At 69.5% G+C, this 17,225-nt stretch carries 12 protein-coding genes and 1 pseudogene; 7 read left to right on the top strand and 6 right to left on the bottom strand.

Translation table 11 applies throughout. The features are described from left to right. Window positions 1–289: 289 nt before the first annotated feature. The 3 genes from ABZ656_RS08775 to ABZ656_RS08765 all read right to left on the bottom strand — a co-directional run bounded on the left by ABZ656_RS08775 (window position 290) and on the right by ABZ656_RS08765 (window position 5,170). The gene (locus ABZ656_RS08775; RefSeq protein ID WP_360265892.1) at window positions 290–1,447 is read right to left on the bottom strand and encodes a PP2C family protein-serine/threonine phosphatase; all 1,158 of its coding nucleotides are present in this window, start codon (window positions 1,445–1,447) and stop codon (window positions 290–292) included. Between the two features lie 289 nt (window positions 1,448–1,736). Continuing rightward, window positions 1,737–4,607, bottom strand: coding sequence for a type 2 lanthipeptide synthetase LanM family protein (locus ABZ656_RS08770; protein ID WP_360265889.1), 2,871 nt, complete (start codon window positions 4,605–4,607; stop codon window positions 1,737–1,739). 362 nt (window positions 4,608–4,969) lie between these two features. After that, window positions 4,970–5,170 carry a DUF6229 family protein gene (locus ABZ656_RS08765; protein ID WP_101406710.1) on the bottom strand — a complete coding sequence of 67 codons (201 nt, stop codon included), beginning with the start codon at window positions 5,168–5,170 and terminating at the stop codon, window positions 4,970–4,972. 312 nt (window positions 5,171–5,482) lie between these two features. On the opposite strand from ABZ656_RS08765, the pseudogene ABZ656_RS08760 reads away from it, so the two are divergent. From ABZ656_RS08760 to ABZ656_RS08745, 4 genes and pseudogenes are all read left to right on the top strand, one after another. Next, a pseudogene (locus tag ABZ656_RS08760) lies at window positions 5,483–5,584 on the top strand (2-keto-myo-inositol dehydratase); the annotation flags it as partial. A gap of 9 nt (window positions 5,585–5,593) precedes the next feature. Further along, entirely contained in the window at window positions 5,594–7,039 is a 1,446-nt protein-coding gene (locus ABZ656_RS08755; protein ID WP_360265886.1) for a sugar porter family MFS transporter, read from the top strand. An 11-nt stretch (window positions 7,040–7,050) separates the two neighbouring features. Continuing rightward, window positions 7,051–8,070 carry a Gfo/Idh/MocA family oxidoreductase gene (locus ABZ656_RS08750; RefSeq protein WP_360265883.1) on the top strand — a complete coding sequence of 340 codons (1,020 nt, stop codon included), beginning with the start codon at window positions 7,051–7,053 and terminating at the stop codon, window positions 8,068–8,070. Then, window positions 8,067–8,936 carry a sugar phosphate isomerase/epimerase gene (locus ABZ656_RS08745; protein ID WP_360265880.1) on the top strand — a complete coding sequence of 290 codons (870 nt, stop codon included), beginning with the start codon at window positions 8,067–8,069 and terminating at the stop codon, window positions 8,934–8,936. The genes ABZ656_RS08750 and ABZ656_RS08745 overlap by 4 nt, the downstream gene beginning before the upstream one ends. A 94-nt stretch (window positions 8,937–9,030) precedes the next feature. On the opposite strand, the gene ABZ656_RS08740 is transcribed toward ABZ656_RS08745, so the two are convergent. Next, on the bottom strand, window positions 9,031–10,476 hold the full coding sequence (locus ABZ656_RS08740) for a glyceraldehyde-3-phosphate dehydrogenase (protein WP_101406713.1): 1,446 nt from the start codon (window positions 10,474–10,476) through the stop codon (window positions 9,031–9,033). 383 nt (window positions 10,477–10,859) lie between these two features. Here ABZ656_RS08740 and ABZ656_RS08735 point away from each other — a divergent pair, with 383 nt between their 5' ends. From ABZ656_RS08735 to ABZ656_RS08725, 3 genes are all read left to right on the top strand, one after another. Then, on the top strand, window positions 10,860–11,828 hold the full coding sequence (locus tag ABZ656_RS08735; RefSeq protein ID WP_360265925.1) for a family 2 encapsulin nanocompartment cargo protein terpene cyclase: 969 nt from the start codon (window positions 10,860–10,862) through the stop codon (window positions 11,826–11,828). A gap of 83 nt (window positions 11,829–11,911) precedes the next feature. Beyond that, a complete protein-coding gene (locus ABZ656_RS08730; RefSeq protein ID WP_360265922.1) occupies window positions 11,912–12,793 on the top strand; it encodes a geranyl diphosphate 2-C-methyltransferase in 882 nt (293 codons plus the stop codon). A gap of 97 nt (window positions 12,794–12,890) precedes the next feature. Continuing rightward, window positions 12,891–14,438 (top strand): DUF1254 domain-containing protein, encoded by a 1,548-nt coding sequence (locus tag ABZ656_RS08725; protein ID WP_360265876.1) that lies wholly within the window; start codon window positions 12,891–12,893, stop codon window positions 14,436–14,438. A gap of 63 nt (window positions 14,439–14,501) precedes the next feature. Here ABZ656_RS08725 and ABZ656_RS08720 read toward each other — a convergent pair whose 3' ends face one another. Together ABZ656_RS08720 and ABZ656_RS08715 are read right to left on the bottom strand one after the other, a co-directional pair. Continuing rightward, entirely contained in the window at window positions 14,502–14,765 is a 264-nt protein-coding gene (locus tag ABZ656_RS08720) for a hypothetical protein (protein ID WP_180362644.1), read from the bottom strand. A 226-nt stretch (window positions 14,766–14,991) separates the two neighbouring features. Then, the gene (locus tag ABZ656_RS08715) at window positions 14,992–17,055 is read right to left on the bottom strand and encodes an FUSC family protein (protein WP_360265873.1); all 2,064 of its coding nucleotides are present in this window, start codon (window positions 17,053–17,055) and stop codon (window positions 14,992–14,994) included. Window positions 17,056–17,225: the final 170 nt, after the last annotated feature.

The raw sequence follows: 17,225 nt of genomic DNA, 5'->3' as shown, positions 1-17,225 counted from the left end.
TCGGTTACCTGTGCCGTGGTGCGTACGGCCGGGCACTGGTGAGCCCATGGCCGTCCGGCGTCACCCGCATGCCGACGAAGGGGTGTGGTGCCGCGTTCGTGTTCATGTCTCTACCGTGGTGCCTCGACGCACGTGCAACCAGGCCACGCCCTTCTCAGGAGCTGCCTTCCTGGGAGTCCGGCACCCACCCTCCGGAATTCGCGCTCCCATGGGATTGTCGCTGGTGGTCACGGCTGAGGTCGCACGTTTCCACGGGTCCGGTCGCCGTGGCCACGATGCAGGCACTCGTTCAGGCTCGTTCGGTGTGGATGAGCCTTGGGAGATGGTGGCCGGAGTGGGTGGGCGCCCGGCGAATGGCGATGAGCGCGGCGTCGTCGCCGAGGCGTCCGCCGACGTGGGCGAGGAGGTCACGCCGGATGTGATGCAGGAGCGGTTCGGGGCCGCACTCGGTCCACTGGGCGGCTCGTTCGGCGAACGGGTAGAAGTCACCTCTCTGATTGCGCGCCTCGATGACGCCGTCGGTGTAGAGGAGGAGGGTTTCCCCGGCTTCGAAGGTGAACACGTCCAGCGTGCGCGCCGACGGGCTCAGGACGCCGACTCCCAGTGGGGGTGCGGGGTGCAGCCTGAGTGCGGTGACGGAGTGTTGCGGGTTGAGCAGCAGGGGCGCGGGGTGCCCGCAGCTGGTGATCTGGACGATGGCGGCATCGTCGGGGATCTCCAGCAACAGGGCCGTGACGAAGCGCTCCTCGGCCCCGGCCTCGTCCTCAGGCGCGGTGAATTCGCCGTGGTAGCGACCGACGCTCTGTTCCAGCGCGTCCGTCAGCGCGATGAGCTCGGCATGCTGATGGGAGGCTTCGCGGAACGCACCGAGCACCAGGGCGGCCTCGCCGATGGCTGCCAGGCCCTTGCCCCGGACATCTCCGATGAGCACGCGCGTCGCGTTGTCGGTACGCGTGACGGCGTACAGGTCTCCGCCGATCTCGGCCTCGTCCTCGGCGGCCAGATATACCGACGCCGTACGCAGGGGGCCGATCCCGCTGGGCAGCGGCCACAGCAGTACGTGCTGTGCGGCCTCGGCGACCGATCTCACCTGGGCCAGTTCCTGTCCGTGCCGCTCGCGTACCAGGGTGTAGCCCACGACCAGAAGGGTCAGTACGGCGAGGGCGACGATCTGCACGACGACGTTGCGCGACAAGAGGGTGCCGTCGTGCAGGCTGATACCTGCCTGGGCCGCGAGCGCCAGGACGCCGATCGCCCCGGTCAGCCGGGGACCGGCGAAGGAGGCGGTGATCGCGGGCGCGATCACCAGCAGCGGCCCCAGGTGGATGTCGGCCGGAGCCACGATGTCGACGACCGTGATCATCACGATGAGCAGGACGGGGATCGCCAGCAGCGCATGGTTCGGCTGCCGCGGGCCGAAGTCGGCAAAGCGATTCCAGATCCCCACATGTTCCACAGTGCACCGCCCCAGGACGGCTTGCTAGCGCAGCCAAGAACTATCGGCAATGCGCCGTCAAGGCTGCGGAGCGCGTCCCGCACCCGCCGGACCAGGCGTCGACGGGCCCGGCCCCGCACCGGCTCCCGGCGCGAGGCCGGCAGGGCCGCCGGCCGCATGCGACCAGGGGCTGCGACTGCCCGTCCGGCGTTGTGCTGACCACGGTGGCCGCCCTGTCGGACACCGAGCACGACGGTCTCCGCGACCACGCCCGAGGGCCACAGCTGTCCCCGAGGTCGGGTCAGTCGAGGAGAAGGGGATTCGGCAGGGTGGCCGCGGGGTGCATGCGCAGGAGGGTGTGAAGGACTCCTGAGAGGCCGGACATGAGGCTGGGCGAGAACGCTTCGCGGGCCAGGCCGCCGACCGGGCCGCGCTGCTCCAGGCCGGTGAGGATTTCGGCGTCGAGGTCGGAGGGGTCACCGAAGGGCATGGAGGTGAGGAATTCCCAGAGGCCGAGGTCGCCGTGGCACAGGGTATGGCTCCAGCCGAAGCCCTCGGCGGCGCAGGCGCGCGCGGCCCGGCTCGCCATGTCGAAGTGGGCGGGATCGCCCGTGCGCCGGTGAAGATCGAGCATGCCGATGCCTACCCCCGCGCTGCCGTGGCACCAGCTGGTGAAGAAGTCCTCCTCGGCGCCGATGCGGACGTCGAGCCAGTTGCCGTGCTCGGGTCGGTAGAGGGACTCCTGATAGGTGAAGGCCCGCTCGGCGAGGTGGTTCCAGTCGCGCCGTTCGGCCGCGGAACCCGCGTCGCTGAGAGCGAGCCGGGTCAGCGCCCAGCCGATACCGGTGGCGCCGTGGGCGAAGCCGCCGATGCCCTCGGGGTTGAGACGGGTCGTCCAGCGCGCGCCGCTCGCGTCGATGGCGGCCAGCCCGGTCAGCCGGCGGCCGATGTCCGCGGCGGCGCCGAGCCAGCGGTCCTGCCCGGTCGCCGCGGCCAGATCGAGCAGGGGGACGACTGCGCCTGCCGCCCCGTTGAGGAGGTCCACCTCGACGTCGTCCTCGACCAGTCGGCCCTCCGCGAGCAGCAGGGCCCTTGCCGCGGCCCGCTCCAGCAGCCAGTCCTCACCGAGCACCCGGTGCAGCGCCAGCCACGTCCACACCTGCGACGCGGCACCGCTGAACGCTCCGGGTGACGGCGTCGGTGTCCGGTCCTCGGTGCCGACCAGGACCCGCAGCGCCCCCTCGAACGTCTCGTCGACGCCCGGCACCTCCTGCGCCCGCCCGGCCCGCACCTCGGTCACGTACTCCGCGAGCGTCAGCGTCACCCCGCCCTGCCCGGTGTAGAGGTCGGCGGGCAGCACCCTGATGGACCACCCCGCGGGGGTGAAGACGGGGCTGATCCAGGTGACCGTACCGTCCTCGCCGTGCACCGCCCCGTCGCACAGCCGCCGCACCATCTGCGCGGCCAGGTCGCGGCGGCGGCGCTCGCGGTCCCGGGCGTGCGGGTCGCGGGCGGCGGCCTGCGTCCGCGTAGGCAGCGAACGCTCGTTGAGGTACGCGCCGACCAGCGCGTCCTGGATCACCGCCTCCTCCAGCGCCAGGTCGGCGGTGCGCCAGTCCTCGACGGTGGTCCGCACGGCGGCCGAGTCCACGATGAAGGTGAACATCGGCACGTCGCCGGCCAACAGGTCCGCTATCTCGCCGTCGATGGCCGCACGCTCGGTCGGCGCGCCGGGCAGCACCTCGGCGTTGCGCCGCAGGATGTCCCGGGCCCGTTCGACCGCCGCCGCCTCGTCGTGCAACGACGCCGGGTGCCAGAGCATCCGGCCGATGTCGACGTACGCCTGTGTCGGCCGCAGGATCCGCCGCGCCTGGGCGCCTTCGAAGCGGCGCAGCAGCCGGTACGGGTCGGTCCCGGACCGGCGCAGGTGCGCGGTCATCTCGCGGAAGCCGGCCAGAATCCGGTCCCAGTACGCACTCAACACGGGAGTGGGGCTGGGGTGGTTGCCCGCGGTCGGCATCGCCACCAGGTCCACCTGGAAACGGGCCGCCGCGGTACCGGCGTCCGCGATCACCGGGTTGGGGATCAGCGGCTGCTGGCCGGGCAGCGACCCGACCCCGGAGATGTCCACCCCGCCGAGCGCGAAGCCGGTGCCGCGTACGGGCAGCAGTCCGGTACGCAGCACCGTACGGCGGATGGCCGCCGCGGCCACGTCCACCGCGTCGCCCCTGCCGCTGGGCGGGAAGGGCGCGGGAGCGTCGAAGAGCGTCTCGGCGTCCACGATCACCGGCACCGGACCCGCGGCGATCATGTTCTCCGCGTGCATGTCTGTGCCGCCGGCGAAGCGGAGGACGGCCAGCCAGTGCCCTACGTTCCGGTAGAACGCGGCGAGTTCGGTCTCGCCCGCGCAGTAGCGGTGACGGACGAACTCGGCCCAGCCGTAGCCCTCGCGTGCTTGCGTTCGCGGCACCCGGATGCGCTCGTCGGGCGACGGTGCGTCGGGGAAGTCCGCGTAGAGCTCGTCCAGCAGCGCGCCCAGCGCCACGTCGGCTTCGGACGGCCGGGGCTTGTACATGACGCTCCCGCCGGCGAAATCGACCCGACTGACCGTCAGGCCGCCCCGGTGGGTGTCGCCCGCCCCGAACGCGACGGTTCGCATCTCCCCCGCTGATCCCCCCAGCAGCGGCCGCAGCACTTCGCGGTCCGCGGCGAGGCGTTCCGCGAATCCGGCCGTCGCCGCCACCGACAGCCGCGCCACCGACGCGATCCGAGGGCCGACGTTCGGGTATCGGCCGGCCAGCCGGTCGAGATAGCCCTCCTCCCCGGCCTGCTCCAGGAACGCGGTCCACGTCCGCGTGTCCGATCCCGCCCCCGCGTCCTCGGCGTGGCGTCCGCCGCCCGCTGTCATGCGCAGCGCGTGCAGTTCGATCAGGAACAGGCGGGACAGCTTCGCGTGCAAGGACTTGAGCAGAGCGGTGTGGCCGGCTTCCAGTACCGCTTCCCGTTCTTCCCGGCTCAGGGCGTCGACGGTGGCCAGCCGCCCGGCCAGCTCTTCCCGCCAAGGGCGGGCGATGGTCCGTACGGGTCGGGCGAACCATTCCGCCTCGTCCCGCCTCCCCGACTCCCCCGGCCTCCCCGGCCTTTCCGATCTTTCCGGCGCCGATCCGCTCACCGTCCACCCTCCCCATTCCGCCGTGAACTCGCTTCTTCCGGTCGTTCCGTGGGGGCGCGGGGAACTGTGCGACCAGCCACGACCCATCCGCACCCGGCAGCAACCGGCCGAGCCGGAAACCGCCGCATCCCCGACGCGCGCGGGGGCGGGCGGCAACCGACTCGGCAGGCTGCGGCGCGTTCCCGGGTGCGGACGCGTCGTGGCTTGGCGCGCGGTTTCCCACGCTCCGGCCTTATGAACCGCACTCCCCACGGGCGCTCCCGAAGAGGCGTACTCCGCAGGCGATACGGTCAAAAAGCGCCCTGGAGAGGGCACTCAGCGGGCAGGGCCTCCACAAAGGGCCCTGTAGTCACCGCAGGCGATCAGCAACACCAGCTGCCGTGCGACCCACTCGGGCTGGAACAGAAGCCGTAGAGGGAGTCGCTCGGGTCGGTGAGCGCGGCCTCGGCGGCGGCGCCACCGACGTAGAGAGGCCCAGCGGGGTTGGTCTGGCCGTACGCGCTCTCGGCGCCCGTCAGCCAGGCATCGAGCACGGCGGTGGTGGCAACGCTGGTCTGGGGCATGAGAGACCTCCGATGGACGTGGGGATTGGGGCGGATTGCCCAGCCCTGAGTATCGCCGGGTTCGAACACCCGTCAGACGTCCAATCTGGCCAAAGCCATGTGGTGTTCATGCGGCCTGCCGCCTTCCGCGGGACGGGTGGGACGGCCACACGGCGGAGCGCCGACCGGGCGGGCGCAGCGGACGCCGGGCCTCCGAGTCCAAGCACCGGCCTGGGCTCCGCACCTACGAGGAGCCCCCTGAAGAGCGAAGCAAGGGTGCCTCGGTGCTCGTCCGGTCACCGCAGGCCGACCGGGAACCGGACGACCCCGAACCCGTGCGCTCCCGATGTGCCGCTGCCCATCGCCGTACGCACACGTGAACACCTGAACGGCTGCGGCCTCTCCGCAACCCGGCGCCCGAGGACCACCCGATAGGAGGCAGCCATGGACGTCAGGGACGACGCGCCCCATGTCTCCGCCCCAGCCACCAGCATCACGGACCACGCCCCGCCATCCGTCTCCCGGCGGCTGCGGCTCATCACCGTCATCGCCACCTTCGGCGGACTCCTCTTCGGCTACGACACCGGCGTCATCAACGGTGCCCTGCCCTACATGACCGACGACCTGGGACTGACCCCGGTCACCGAGGGCATGGTCACCAGCTCGCTGCTGCTGGGCGCCGCACTCGGGGCGATCACCGGCGGTCGGCTGTCGGACGCGCGCGGACGCCGCCGTACGGTCCTCACCCTCGCCGTGGTCTTCTTCATCGGCGCGCTCGGCTGCACCCTCGCACCGACCACCGCGGTCATGGTGCTCGCCCGGTTCGTACTCGGCCTCGCGGTCGGCGGCGCGTCGGTGACCGTGCCCGTCTACCTCGCGGAGGTCTCACCGGCGGAGCGACGCGGCGCACTGGTCACCAGCAACGAACTCATGCTCGTCAGCGGTCAGTTGCTCGCCTTCACCTCCAACGCGGTCATCGCCGACGTGGGTGGTGATTCCGGCGGTGTCTGGCGCTGGATGCTCGTGATCGCCACGGTCCCGGCCGTCGTGCTCTGGTTCGGCATGCTGGTCATGCCGGACAGCCCCCGCTGGCTGGCTTCCCAGAGCCGCTTCAACGAGGCCTTCGAGGTGCTCAAGCAGGTCAGGTCCGAGGCCCGGGCCCGGGCCGAACTGCGCGAGGTGTCCGCGCTCGCCGTCAAGGACGAACAGGAGAAGCTCGGCGGCTGGCGCGATATGAAGGCCACTCCCTGGGTGCGCCGACTGATGTTCATCGGCTTCGGCATCGCGGTCGTGCAGCAGATCACCGGCGTCAACACGATCATGTACTACGGCACTCAGATCCTCACCGACGCCGGCTTCACCTCGGACAGCGCCCTGACGGCGAACATCGCCAACGGTGTGATCTCGGTGCTGGCCACCTTCGTCGGCATCTGGCTCCTGGGCCGCGTCAACCGGCGGCCCATGCTGATGAGCGGTCAGATCGGAACAACCACCGCCCTGCTGCTGATCGGTGTGTTCTCCCTGGCGTTGCCGGAAGGCACGGGCCGGGCGTTCGCCGTGCTGGCGATGACCGTCACCTTCCTCGCCTTCCAGCAGGGCGCGATCTCGCCGGTGACGTGGCTGATGCTGTCGGAGATCTTCCCGATGCGGATGCGCGGCTTCGGGATGGGCGTCGCGGCCGTGGTGCTGTGGCTGACCAACTTCGCGATCGGCTTGGTCTTCCCGTCCCTGGTCGACGGGATCGGGATCTCCAACACCTTCTTCCTCTTCGTGGCGGCGGGTGTCCTCTCGCTCGCTTTCGTCAAGCGCTACGTCCCCGAGACCAGGGGCCGCACCCTCGAAACCCTCGAAGCCGAACTCCGGACGCGCTTCTCCCGACCCCTCTCCTGAAGGAAACGACCATGACCGTACGTGTAGGTGTCATCGGTGCCGGAATGATCGGCCAGGACCACATACGACGACTCACCGAGGCCGTCACCGGCGCACGCGTGAGCGCGGTGAGCGACATAGACCAGGCCCGCGCCACCGAGGTTGCCGCCCGCGTCGGCGCAACCGCCCTGCCGACCGGTGCCGAACTGATCGCCTCCCCAGATGTGGACGCCGTTCTCGTCACCTCCTGGGGCCCCACCCATGCCGAGCACGTCCTGAACGCCGTCGCGGCCGGTAAGCCGGTGTTCTGCGAGAAGCCCCTCGCCACGACCGCCGAGGACTGTCTGCGTATCGTCGAGGCCGAACGCGCCCACGGCCGCCGGCTCGTCCAGGTCGGTTTCATGCGCCGCTTCGACACGGGCTACCGCCAGATGAAGGAGGTCCTCGCCTCCGGAGCGATCGGCGCCCCGCTGATCGTGCACTGCGCCCACCGCAACCCGACCGTGCCGGAGTCCTACACCTCCGCGATGGCCGCGCAGGACACGGCCGTGCACGAGATCGACGTCCTGCGCTGGCTGCTCGACGACGAGATCGTCTCCGCCCAGGTGATCACCCCACGCGCCACCGGCAAGCGGTTCGCGCACCTCAAGGACCCGCAGATCATGCTCTTCGAGACCGCGAACGGGGTCCGCATCGACCTGGAGGTCTTCGTCAACTGCCGGTACGGCTACGACGTCCAGTGCGAGACCGTCGGCGAGGAGGGACTGGTCCGGCTGCCCGACCCGGCCGCTGTCGGCGTCCGCACCGCCGGACACCACGGCACCACCGTGGCACAGGACTGGAAGGTGCGTTTCGCCGACGCCTTCGACACCGAGTTCCGCGAATGGGTCGCGACCGTCGGGACCGGCAGCGAGCCCACCGGCCCGTCCGCCTGGGACGGCTACGCCGCCACGGTCGTCACCGACGCCGCCGTCCGGTCCCTGGAGTCCGAGGGCACCGTCGTCACCGTGGACATGAAGCCCCGCCCCACCCTTTACGGAGGCGCCGCATGAAGATCGCCCTCGACCCCTACATGTTCCGCTCCCTGCCCATCGACGACATGGTGCGCACGGTCGCCGAACTCGGCTACCAGTACATCGAGTTGTCCCCGCGAGACGACTTCATGCCGTTCTTCGTGCACCCACGGGCGGACGACGAGCGCGTCTCCCAGCTCAAGGCCTCGCTGCGCACGCACGGCGTCAAGCTCTCCTCCGTACTGCCCCTGTACAAGTGGTCCTCGCCCGACGAGAACGAGCGGCAGGCCGCCGTCCGCTACTGGAAGCGGATGATCGAGATCACCGCAGACCTCGAATGCCCGTTGACGAACTCGGAGTTCAACGGCCGCCCCGACCGAGCCGCCGAGAGCGAGGCCGCGTTCTGGCGCTCTCTGGAGGAGCTGCTGCCACTGTTCGAGCGCGAGGGCATCGCGCTCAACCTGGAGGCCCACCCGGACGACTTCTGCGAGGAGAACACCCCCGCCGTCGATCTCGTCCGCGCGATCAACAAGCCCTGGGTGAACTACCTCTACTGCGCCCCTCACTCCTTCCACCTCTCCGGAGCCTCGGACGTCGGCGCGGACATCGCGGCGATGATGCGCTACGCCGGCGACAAGCTCCGGCACGTGCACATCGCCGACTCCTTCAACCACAAGGGATCGTCCGGCCTGCGCTACATCCTCAACCCGCCCGGCACCACCGCCCGTATCCACCAGCACCTCGACATCGGCCAGGGCGAGGTCGGCTGGGACGCCTTCTTCGGCACGCTCCGGGAACTGAACTTCGACGGCGTCGCCACCGCGTGCGTCTTCGCCTGGGAGGAACGCGCCAAGGAATCCTCCGCGTTCATGCTGGACCGCATCAGCAAGGGGCTCTCGGCGTAACGCGAGTAACCCACCGTGCCCCGGCGGTCGGAAGACGGCCGGGGCACGGTGGGAGTGGAGGCGACCGGATGCCGATCGGGAGAGACTGCCTCGATCAGGCCGCCGGGGCCGGGTAGGTCGGGTATTCCACGCCGGAGACGTGCTGGACGACACGGACGACCTGGCAGGAGTAGCCGAACTCGTTATCGTACCACAGGTAGAGGATCGCGTTGTCGCCTTCGACCTTGGTCGCGCCGGCGTCGACGATCGAGGCATGACGCGAGCCGATGAAGTCGCTCGAGACCGCATCGGGGGCGCTGATGAAGTCGATCTGGCGCTTGAGCGGCGAGGTCAGCGAGACATCGCGGAGGTGGTCGAGGACTTCCTCGCGTGTGGTCTCGCGGGCGAGCTGCAGGTTGAGGATGGCGATCGAGACGTCCGGAACCGGGACGCGGATGGAGCTGCCGGTGATCTTCGCCTTGAGGTCGGGCAGCGCCTTGGCGACGGCGGAGGCGGCACCGGTCTCGGTGATGACCATGTTGAGCGGCGCCGAACGACCGCGGCGGTCGGAGTTGTGGTAGTTGTCCAGCAGGTTCTGGTCGTTGGTGAACGAGTGGACGGTCTCCACATGGCCGCGCAGAACGCCGTACTCGTCCGCCATCGCCTTCAGCGGCGGGACGATCGCGTTGGTGGTGCAGGAGGCGCAGGACATGATCTGCTCGTCCGGCTTGATCGTGTCGTGGTTGACGCCGTGGACGATGTTGGGAACGTCGCCCTTGCCCGGTGCGGTCAGGACGACCTTGGCGATGCCGGGGCGGAGGTGCTGGGACAGGCCCTCGCGGTCACGCCACCTGCCGGTGTTGTCGATGAGGATGGCGTCCTTGATGCCGTACGCCGTGTAGTCCACCGACAGCGGGTCGTCGGAGTAGATCACCTTGATCTCGTTGCCGTTGGCGACGATCTTGCTGTTCGCCTCGTCGACGGTGATCGTGCCCCGGAACTGGCCGTGAATGGAGTCACGCCGCAGCAGCGAGGCGCGCTTGACGATGTCCTGGCCGGCACCCTTGCGGACGACGACGGCACGCAGCCGCAGCCCGTTGCCGGATCCGGCCTTCTCGATGAGCAGGCGGGCGACGAGGCGGCCGATGCGGCCGAACCCGTAGAGGACGACGTCGCGCGGCTCCTGGCGCTCGATCTTGTTGACGCCCGTGGCGCCGGCCACGGCCTCGGCGGTGAACTCCGTCACCGACAGACCACGGTCGTCGGACTTGTAGGTCGCGGCGAGCATGCCGATGTCGATCTGCGACGGCCCGAGATCGAGCGTGGTGAGAGCCTGCAGGAACGGCAGCGTCTGGATGACCGAAAGTTCCTCACCGGCGATCTGCCGGGCGAAGCGGTGGGTCTTGAGGATGCTCACCACTGACTTGTTCACCAGGGAACGGCTGTGCAGCAGGACCGTGACGTCCCGCTCGCGGTGCAGCTTCCCGATGATCGGGATCATCGACTCCGCGATCTCCTCGCGGTTGTTCCAGTTGGTGAACGAGTCGTCATTGACAGTCACAGATTCATCTTTCGAGCTAGGTGGCGCTCAGATGGTAGCTCGACGCCCTTTTGATCATTCGAGCGGGGCCACCTGATCAAGAGGAACGCGCAGCTGAGGCGTGCGTACACCCTCGCGCCGGTGGCACGGGACCCGGCGGCCGGCGTGGGAGCGCGCCCTCGTGACCGGTCCGCCTCCCGCGAGGGATGCCCACATCGAGGACACGAATGCGCCCCTTTCACGCGGTTCCGACCGTCACCGCTGACTGTTTCGCTTGACATGGGGCACGCGCTGCCCAACTGCCCGGACGGTCACGAGGTTGCTGTCCTGGCGTCCATCTCCCCGGAATCCGTCTTCACCCTCCACCGCCTCCGTGAACCCACGCCGCACGGCGGAGCGGGGCGATCCCCGGGCTGCGCCACCGACCCGCCGCCCCCGCGGACCCGGGGAAGGCAGCGGAGGTCGACCGCAGGCTGGAGGCCTGGGTCCGTCGGCTCGACGCGTTCCCCAAGGCATGGACGGGGGACTTCGCAGGGTTCCAGTTCGGCCGGGCCGTCGTACTCCAGCATCCGGGCGCGGCCGACCTCGAACGCCTCACCGTGGCCGGCAAGCTGCTGCTGGCCGAGAACCTCGTCGACAACTGCTACTGCGAGGAGGACGAGGACAAAGGCGGCTCATCGCGCGGGCTCGGCGGCAGGCTGATCAGGGCCCAGTCCGCGCTCGACCCCTTCCACTCCACTCCCGAACTGGAAGCGCGGTGGCGGCGCGGCGTACAGGCCGACGGGCCGCTGCGCTCGTACCACGGGGCCCTCAAGGACTACGCCGTCTTCGCCACTCCCAGCCAGACCGACCGGCTGGTGCACGATCTCGCCCGGCTGCATCTGGGCTATCTCGGTGAGGCCGCCTGGTCCGAGATCCGGTACGTGCCACCGGTCTGGGAGTACCTGATGATGCGGCAGTTCAACAACTTCCGCCCCTGCCTGTCGATCGTCGACGCCGTGGACGGCTACGAACTGCCCGAGGCCTTCTACGTCCGGCCCGAGATCCAGCGGATCACCGCGCTCGCCGGCAACGCGACCACGCTCGTCAACGACCTGTACTCCTTCACCAAGGAACTGGCCAATGATCCCAGCCATCTCAATCTGCCTCAGGTCATCGCCGCCGACGAACGGTGCGGGCTGAAGGCCGCCTATCTGAAGGCCGTCGAGATCCACAACCAGATCATGGAGGCGTTCGAGGAGGAGGCGGCGACCCTGTCCGCCACCTCGCCTCTCGTCGAGCGCTACGCCAGGGGCCTGGCCGCCTGGGTGTCCGGTAACCACGAATGGCACGCCACCAACACCCACCGCTACCACCTGCCGAACTACTGGTAACGCCCCGCCGTCCGGCCCGTCGCCCACCGCGTCACAAGGAGTCACCTTTGCCCATCACCGATGCCGGCACCACGGCAGCGCCGATGCCGACCCAGGCCACCTGCCAGTCGACGTACCAGACCCGCGTCGCGGACTGCTGGAACGCCGAGGAGAACCCGGTCAACCTCGAACTCGGAAAGATCGACGACCTCCACCACCACCACTACGGCATCGGGGACGTCGACTGGTCCGTGCTCGACGGAGACCGGGACGAGGGCGGAAACAGGGGCGGGGACGACGCTGCCGAGCGCCGTGACCGGATCACCTCCGAGCGGCACCGTCTGGAACAGGCACAGGCCGACCTCCTCGCCTCCCATCTCGGCCCCCTCTCCCCCGCCGACCGCGTCTTCGACGCCGACTGCGGGCGCGGCGGCGGAAGTGTGGCGGCCCATCTGCGGTACGGATGCCACACCGACGGCGTCACGATCTCGAGGAAACAGGCCGACTTCGCCAATGCCCAGGCCCGCGAACGGCACATCGACGACAAGGTCCGCTACCACCACCGGAACATGCTCGACACCGGCTTTCCCTCCGGCGCGTATGCGGCCTCCTGGAACAACGAGTCCACCATGTATGTCGAGCTGGGCCTGCTGTTCGCCCAGCACGCAAGGCTGCTGCGCCGCGGCGGACGCTACGTGACGATCGCCGGCTGCTACAACGACGCCTACGGGCGGGCCTCCCGGGAGGTGTCTCTCATCAACGCCCACTACATCTGCGACATCCACCCACGGTCGGAGTACTTCCGCGCCATGGCCCGCAACCGCCTCGTACCCGTCCACGTCCAGGACCTGACCGCCGCAACCATCCCCTACTGGGAACTCCGCAAGCAGGCCGAGCACCTGGTCACCGGCATCGAGGAAACGTTCCTGAGCGCCTACGAGAACGGCAGCTTCCAGTACCTGCTCATCGCGGCCGACCGCGTCTGACATCTCCGCCGCGTTGGCGCGACTCCGGATGAGTCCTATGGTGAGAAGTGGTGCAGAGGCTTTCCCACGAGGTATCCACGACGGGGAGGACATGATCATGTCCGAAGCCACACATCATCGTCCGCCGCGGCGGACGCACGACGATGCCGCAGGCGTCACGGCCACCATCCACCGGGCAGCGAGCGCCGCGGGTCGGGCCGCTGCGGATGCCGTACGGCATCCCCAGGCCGTGGTGGACCGGTTCCGGCATCTGCCTCAGGCGCTGCCACTGGTGCGGCAGGCGGTGGCACCCATCCTGACCGGACGAGTGCGTGACTGGCGTGGGGAGTACGCCTACACGTTGGGTGAGCAGGCATTCGTCTACGGTTTTCCGTACATCTACAACGCCCGGCTGCGTCACCAGTGGGTGACCCAGTTGCGTGACCCAGCGACGGTGCCGTATGCGGCGGTCAACCATTTCTGGCACGCGCAACGGCTGCTGGACGCCTCGTACCGGGACGGTGGTTGCCCCAACAACGACACCCTGTACTCGACCGCGTGGGTGGATCTGCGCAGTGAGCCGATCATTCTCTCGCACCCGGACATGGGTGACCGCTACTTCTCCTTCGAGCTGATGGGCATCACCTCCGACAACTTCGACTACATAGGCCAGCGGACCACGGGATCCAAGGCCGGCCATTTCGCGGTCGTCGGTCCGGACTGGAGCGGGCAGCTTCCCGATGGTGTGCGCCGTGTCGCGACCGCGCCGAGCCCGTGGATCCTGATCCTCGGCAGGACGCTGGTCGACGGCGAGGACGACGTGCCGAACGTACAGACGCTCCAAGCCCAGTACCGGCTCACTCCGCTCAGCTTCTTCGACAGGGGCGGCGGGCCCGCTGACCCGGCGCGGCTCCCGTCGAGCCATGAGGTGCCGGCGCCGGTGGACCCCGCGCAGGATCCCCTCGGCCCGTGGAAGACGCTCAACGCCATGCTGGCCGAGAACCCGCCACCGGCGCACCACGCGATCCTGCTCAAGCAGTTCGCAGAGGTCGGCATCGGTCCCGGTCTCGACGTCGAGGCCCAGCCTGAGGCGGTCAGACAGAACCTCATCCGGGCCGCGGCTGTCGGTACGCCGATGCTCAAACAGCAGATGCTCAGCGGTGAGTGGGCACATGTGGTGAACGGTTGGCGTTATCCGCCACCGCAGATGGGCCGCTTCGGCGACGACTTCGTCAAGCGCGCCGCCGACCAGTCGTTGGCGGGCATCATGGCCAACGATCCCGACGAGGCCGTCTATCTGCTCAACTACGACGACGCGGACGGGAACAAGCTGTCGTCCGGCCGCTATGCGCTGCGTTTCGGCGCGGGCGCGATGCCACCCGTCGATGCCTTCTGGTCCCTGTCCGCGTACGGCGACGACATGAACCTGATCCCCAACCCGGCCGGCCGCTACTCGGCAGGGGACCGCACGCCCGGGCTCGTCATGGACCCTGACGGCGGTCTGACCCTCCATCTGCAGTCCACATCACCGGGAGGGGACCGTGAGGCCAACTGGCTGCCCACGCCCCAGAGCGGCACCTGGTTCGTGATCCTGCGCATGTACCGTCCGCACCGCGAGGTCGTGGACGCGGTATGGGAATGCCCACCACTCACCCGTGTCGACTGACCTGACGGATCCGCGGGCCGCGCGTGGCGGCCCACGGACCGGTGCATGGGCATGGGACTGCTCTCAGCCGATGTGGAGCTGGTACGTGGCGCCGTTGCTGGTGTCGTTCGCCGAAATGAGCCGGGGTTCCCACCTCCATCCGGTGCTGGGCTTGCGGTGGTGGAACTCGACCGACTGCCCGGCTATCCACCAGTAGCCTTCCGCCAAGGTGCAACCCTTCGGGGCGATCTCCCAGAACCTCGAGCCGCCCCAGTCGCCGTACTGGTTCTCGCCGACGAAGTAGAACTTCACCGTCTCGGTGGACCCGCTGCAGACCTTGAGCTGCACGTACTTGTTGGCGGCGTAGGCCGTTCCCGGAACCGCCAGACCGACCGTGTTGCCTGCGGTGGCTTGATCAGAGCCGGATCAGAGGTGGCTCACAACCGAGGGGAGCGAGCGCGGCCTGGAACTGGGGCCAGGTGAAGGCGCCTGCCTCGTAGAGGGTGACAGCCATGCCGAAGGCGCGGCTCTCCCAGGGTTCATGCCGCCCGGCGTCATGAAAGGCCCGTCGGGCTCAGTCCTTGGGTCCGACGGAGTCCTCGATGCGGGCGAGCTGGCGGTCGATGTCGGTCAACCACACTTCGAGATCGATGAGTGCGGGCAGGGCCGGGTGGTGCTCCGGCAGCGGTGGGCCAGGGGGACTCAGGCCCGGCGCGGGGCGTTGGTTGGTGGTGAAGTACGTGGCGATGCGGTCGGCGTCCGTCGTCAGCTCTGCGGCCGTCCTGCGGACCCATGTGCTCGCATCCGGCGGCACATCGGTCAGGGGCGCTTCGAAGCAAGGAAGCCGCTGGGCGCCGAGCACCGTGTGGTACGCCACGATGAGCACCCCGTGCCAGTCGGCCTGGGCGCCCTCCCAGGCGGTGGGTGGCTCGCTGCGGTACTGCGCATAGGCGGACTCCGCCAGACGCAGATGACGCAGGGTCGGCAACGTCGCGGGCGGAGACGGTACGGGCGCGGCCAGGAGCGCTTCGGCCGTGGCAGGTATCAGCGCCCCGCACGAGCGCAGCAGGCTCGCCATGGTGCGGTGCACCTCCCTGCGTGCCCCCGCCGGCCAGGCCAGCAGCCCGCACAGCAGGCCGATGACACTGCCGGTGACGACATCGACGATGCGGGCTTCCGACAGCCGCCAGGAGGTCGGAGTGATCTGGGCGAAGGCGAGGGAGACCACCAGCGTGAAAAGCCCCTGCGCGTAGGCGACTCCGAGCCGTGGGCCCAGAGCGAAGGCGATGAGCATGCCCGGCACGAGCAGGACGGCGTACGCGTCCAGATGTCGGCCGAGGGCGATGAGCAGCGCACCTGCCGCGACAGCCCCCACCAGGTTGCCGACCATGGCCTGGCGCACGGCCCGCCAGGTGGCGCCGACCGTGGTGCGCCCCAGCGTGAGGACCGCGAGGAGGACCCAGAATCCGTGCGCGAGGTCGAGGGTGCCCGCGACAAGACGGGCGATGGCGAGGCCGCACGCGACCCGTACGGCGTTCTGGAACCACACCGAGCGATGCGTCGCGTTGCCTGCGATGCGCCGCGCCCACAGATGCGTCGTGGGCAGGTCGGCGTACCAGAAGAGTTCGCGGGGCGGGAGAGGCGAGGTTCTGCGCCCGGCGGCAGAGACACCCAGGGCGGTCACCGCGATCCACGTCGACTCGGCCAGTGTCAGTTCCGTCGCCTGTCGCCGCAGGACGCCGGTGTCCGCGCCCGGTTCCTCCGGCTCGGCCGCACAGCGGATCCGTTCCGCCTGGAACTGGCGGATCGCGCTGTCGAGCGCGTCGGCCGTCGGTGGACGCTCACCGGCACGCAGGGCCGCACCCGTGTCCTTGCACGTCCGCGCGACGCGTTCACGGAGCGCGGCGGACGGTCCATCCGCGCGCGGCGCTGCGCCAGGAGACACGGACGTCGCGCTCCGCGACGCCAGTTGGTCCACGACCCGGCGGACCGCGGCTCCCGCCTGTGCCAGGGCCCGGTCCCGGCGCCCCGGGCCGGTCGGGCGCTCACCTGGGGAAACCTGCGACAGCCGCATCCCCTCGCTGAGATCACGCAGCCTCGCGACGGAGACGCGGGCCGGATCGGCCGCTGCCGCGGCGGCCGTCTCCAGCGCGTCGGCGAGCAGGATCCGGAAGCCAGTGGCAGGTGGACCGGACAGCACGAACACCTGGCACAGGGTGAGGAGTACGACGCCCACGGTCACGCCCGTCAGCCGTGCGCCCAGCGTCTGAGGAGCGTACGGCGGGAAGCAGGCGAGGATGTAGAGAAGTTGGAGACCGGGGGCTGGACCCGCCGTACGCGGTCCGGCCACCACAGTGAAAGTCAAAAGGAATCCGACGATCAGCATGCCTGCCACGGCGGCCGCCGTGCTCACCGCGAGTGCTGTGCCCAGCGCGACCAGAACCACTCCGAACGGCAGGGTCCGCAACGTGATCCATGCCTGCTGCCGGCCCGTCCCTGGAATGGTGGACAGCAGGCCGAGCGCGATCGGTGTGAACAGTGCGTACAGCGCCGCCACGGGTTGCTGAAGGCCGTAGAGGAACGTGTAGAAGCCGACGCTCGCCGAGCAGGTGACCTGGATCGACCGTCGTACGATCACGCCACCGCCCGGCCCAGGCGTCATACGTGCTCGCCACCCACACCGGTACGTGCACCGCGGACGGCCCCTGACGGCGATGGCGGCTGTCCGCGCATGGCGACGTTCCTCTCGGCAGGCGCCGCGTGTCCTCGACGACCGGGCCTCTGCCCATTTTCGACCCTCTGAAGGGT

Source organism: Streptomyces sp. NPDC007095 (assembly GCF_040634475.1).
Lineage (GTDB): Bacteria > Actinomycetota > Actinomycetes > Streptomycetales > Streptomycetaceae > Streptomyces.
The sequence above is the reverse complement of the archived record's forward strand: the minus strand, read 5'-3'. Positions and strand labels throughout refer to the sequence as shown.

What these genes read in the sequence shown, in the direction of transcription:
- ABZ656_RS08750 (WP_360265883.1), top strand. Translation starts at nt 7,051, where the DNA reads ATGACCGTACGTGTAGGTGTCATCGGTGCCGGAATGATCGGCCAGGAC.
- ABZ656_RS08765 (WP_101406710.1), bottom strand. Translation starts at nt 5,170, where the DNA reads ATGCCCCAGACCAGCGTTGCCACCACCGCCGTGCTCGATGCCTGGCTG.
- ABZ656_RS08730 (WP_360265922.1), top strand. Translation starts at nt 11,912, where the DNA reads ATGCCGACCCAGGCCACCTGCCAGTCGACGTACCAGACCCGCGTCGCG.
- ABZ656_RS08725 (WP_360265876.1), top strand. Translation starts at nt 12,891, where the DNA reads ATGTCCGAAGCCACACATCATCGTCCGCCGCGGCGGACGCACGACGAT.
- ABZ656_RS08755 (WP_360265886.1), top strand. Translation starts at nt 5,594, where the DNA reads ATGGACGTCAGGGACGACGCGCCCCATGTCTCCGCCCCAGCCACCAGC.
- ABZ656_RS08745 (WP_360265880.1), top strand. Translation starts at nt 8,067, where the DNA reads ATGAAGATCGCCCTCGACCCCTACATGTTCCGCTCCCTGCCCATCGAC.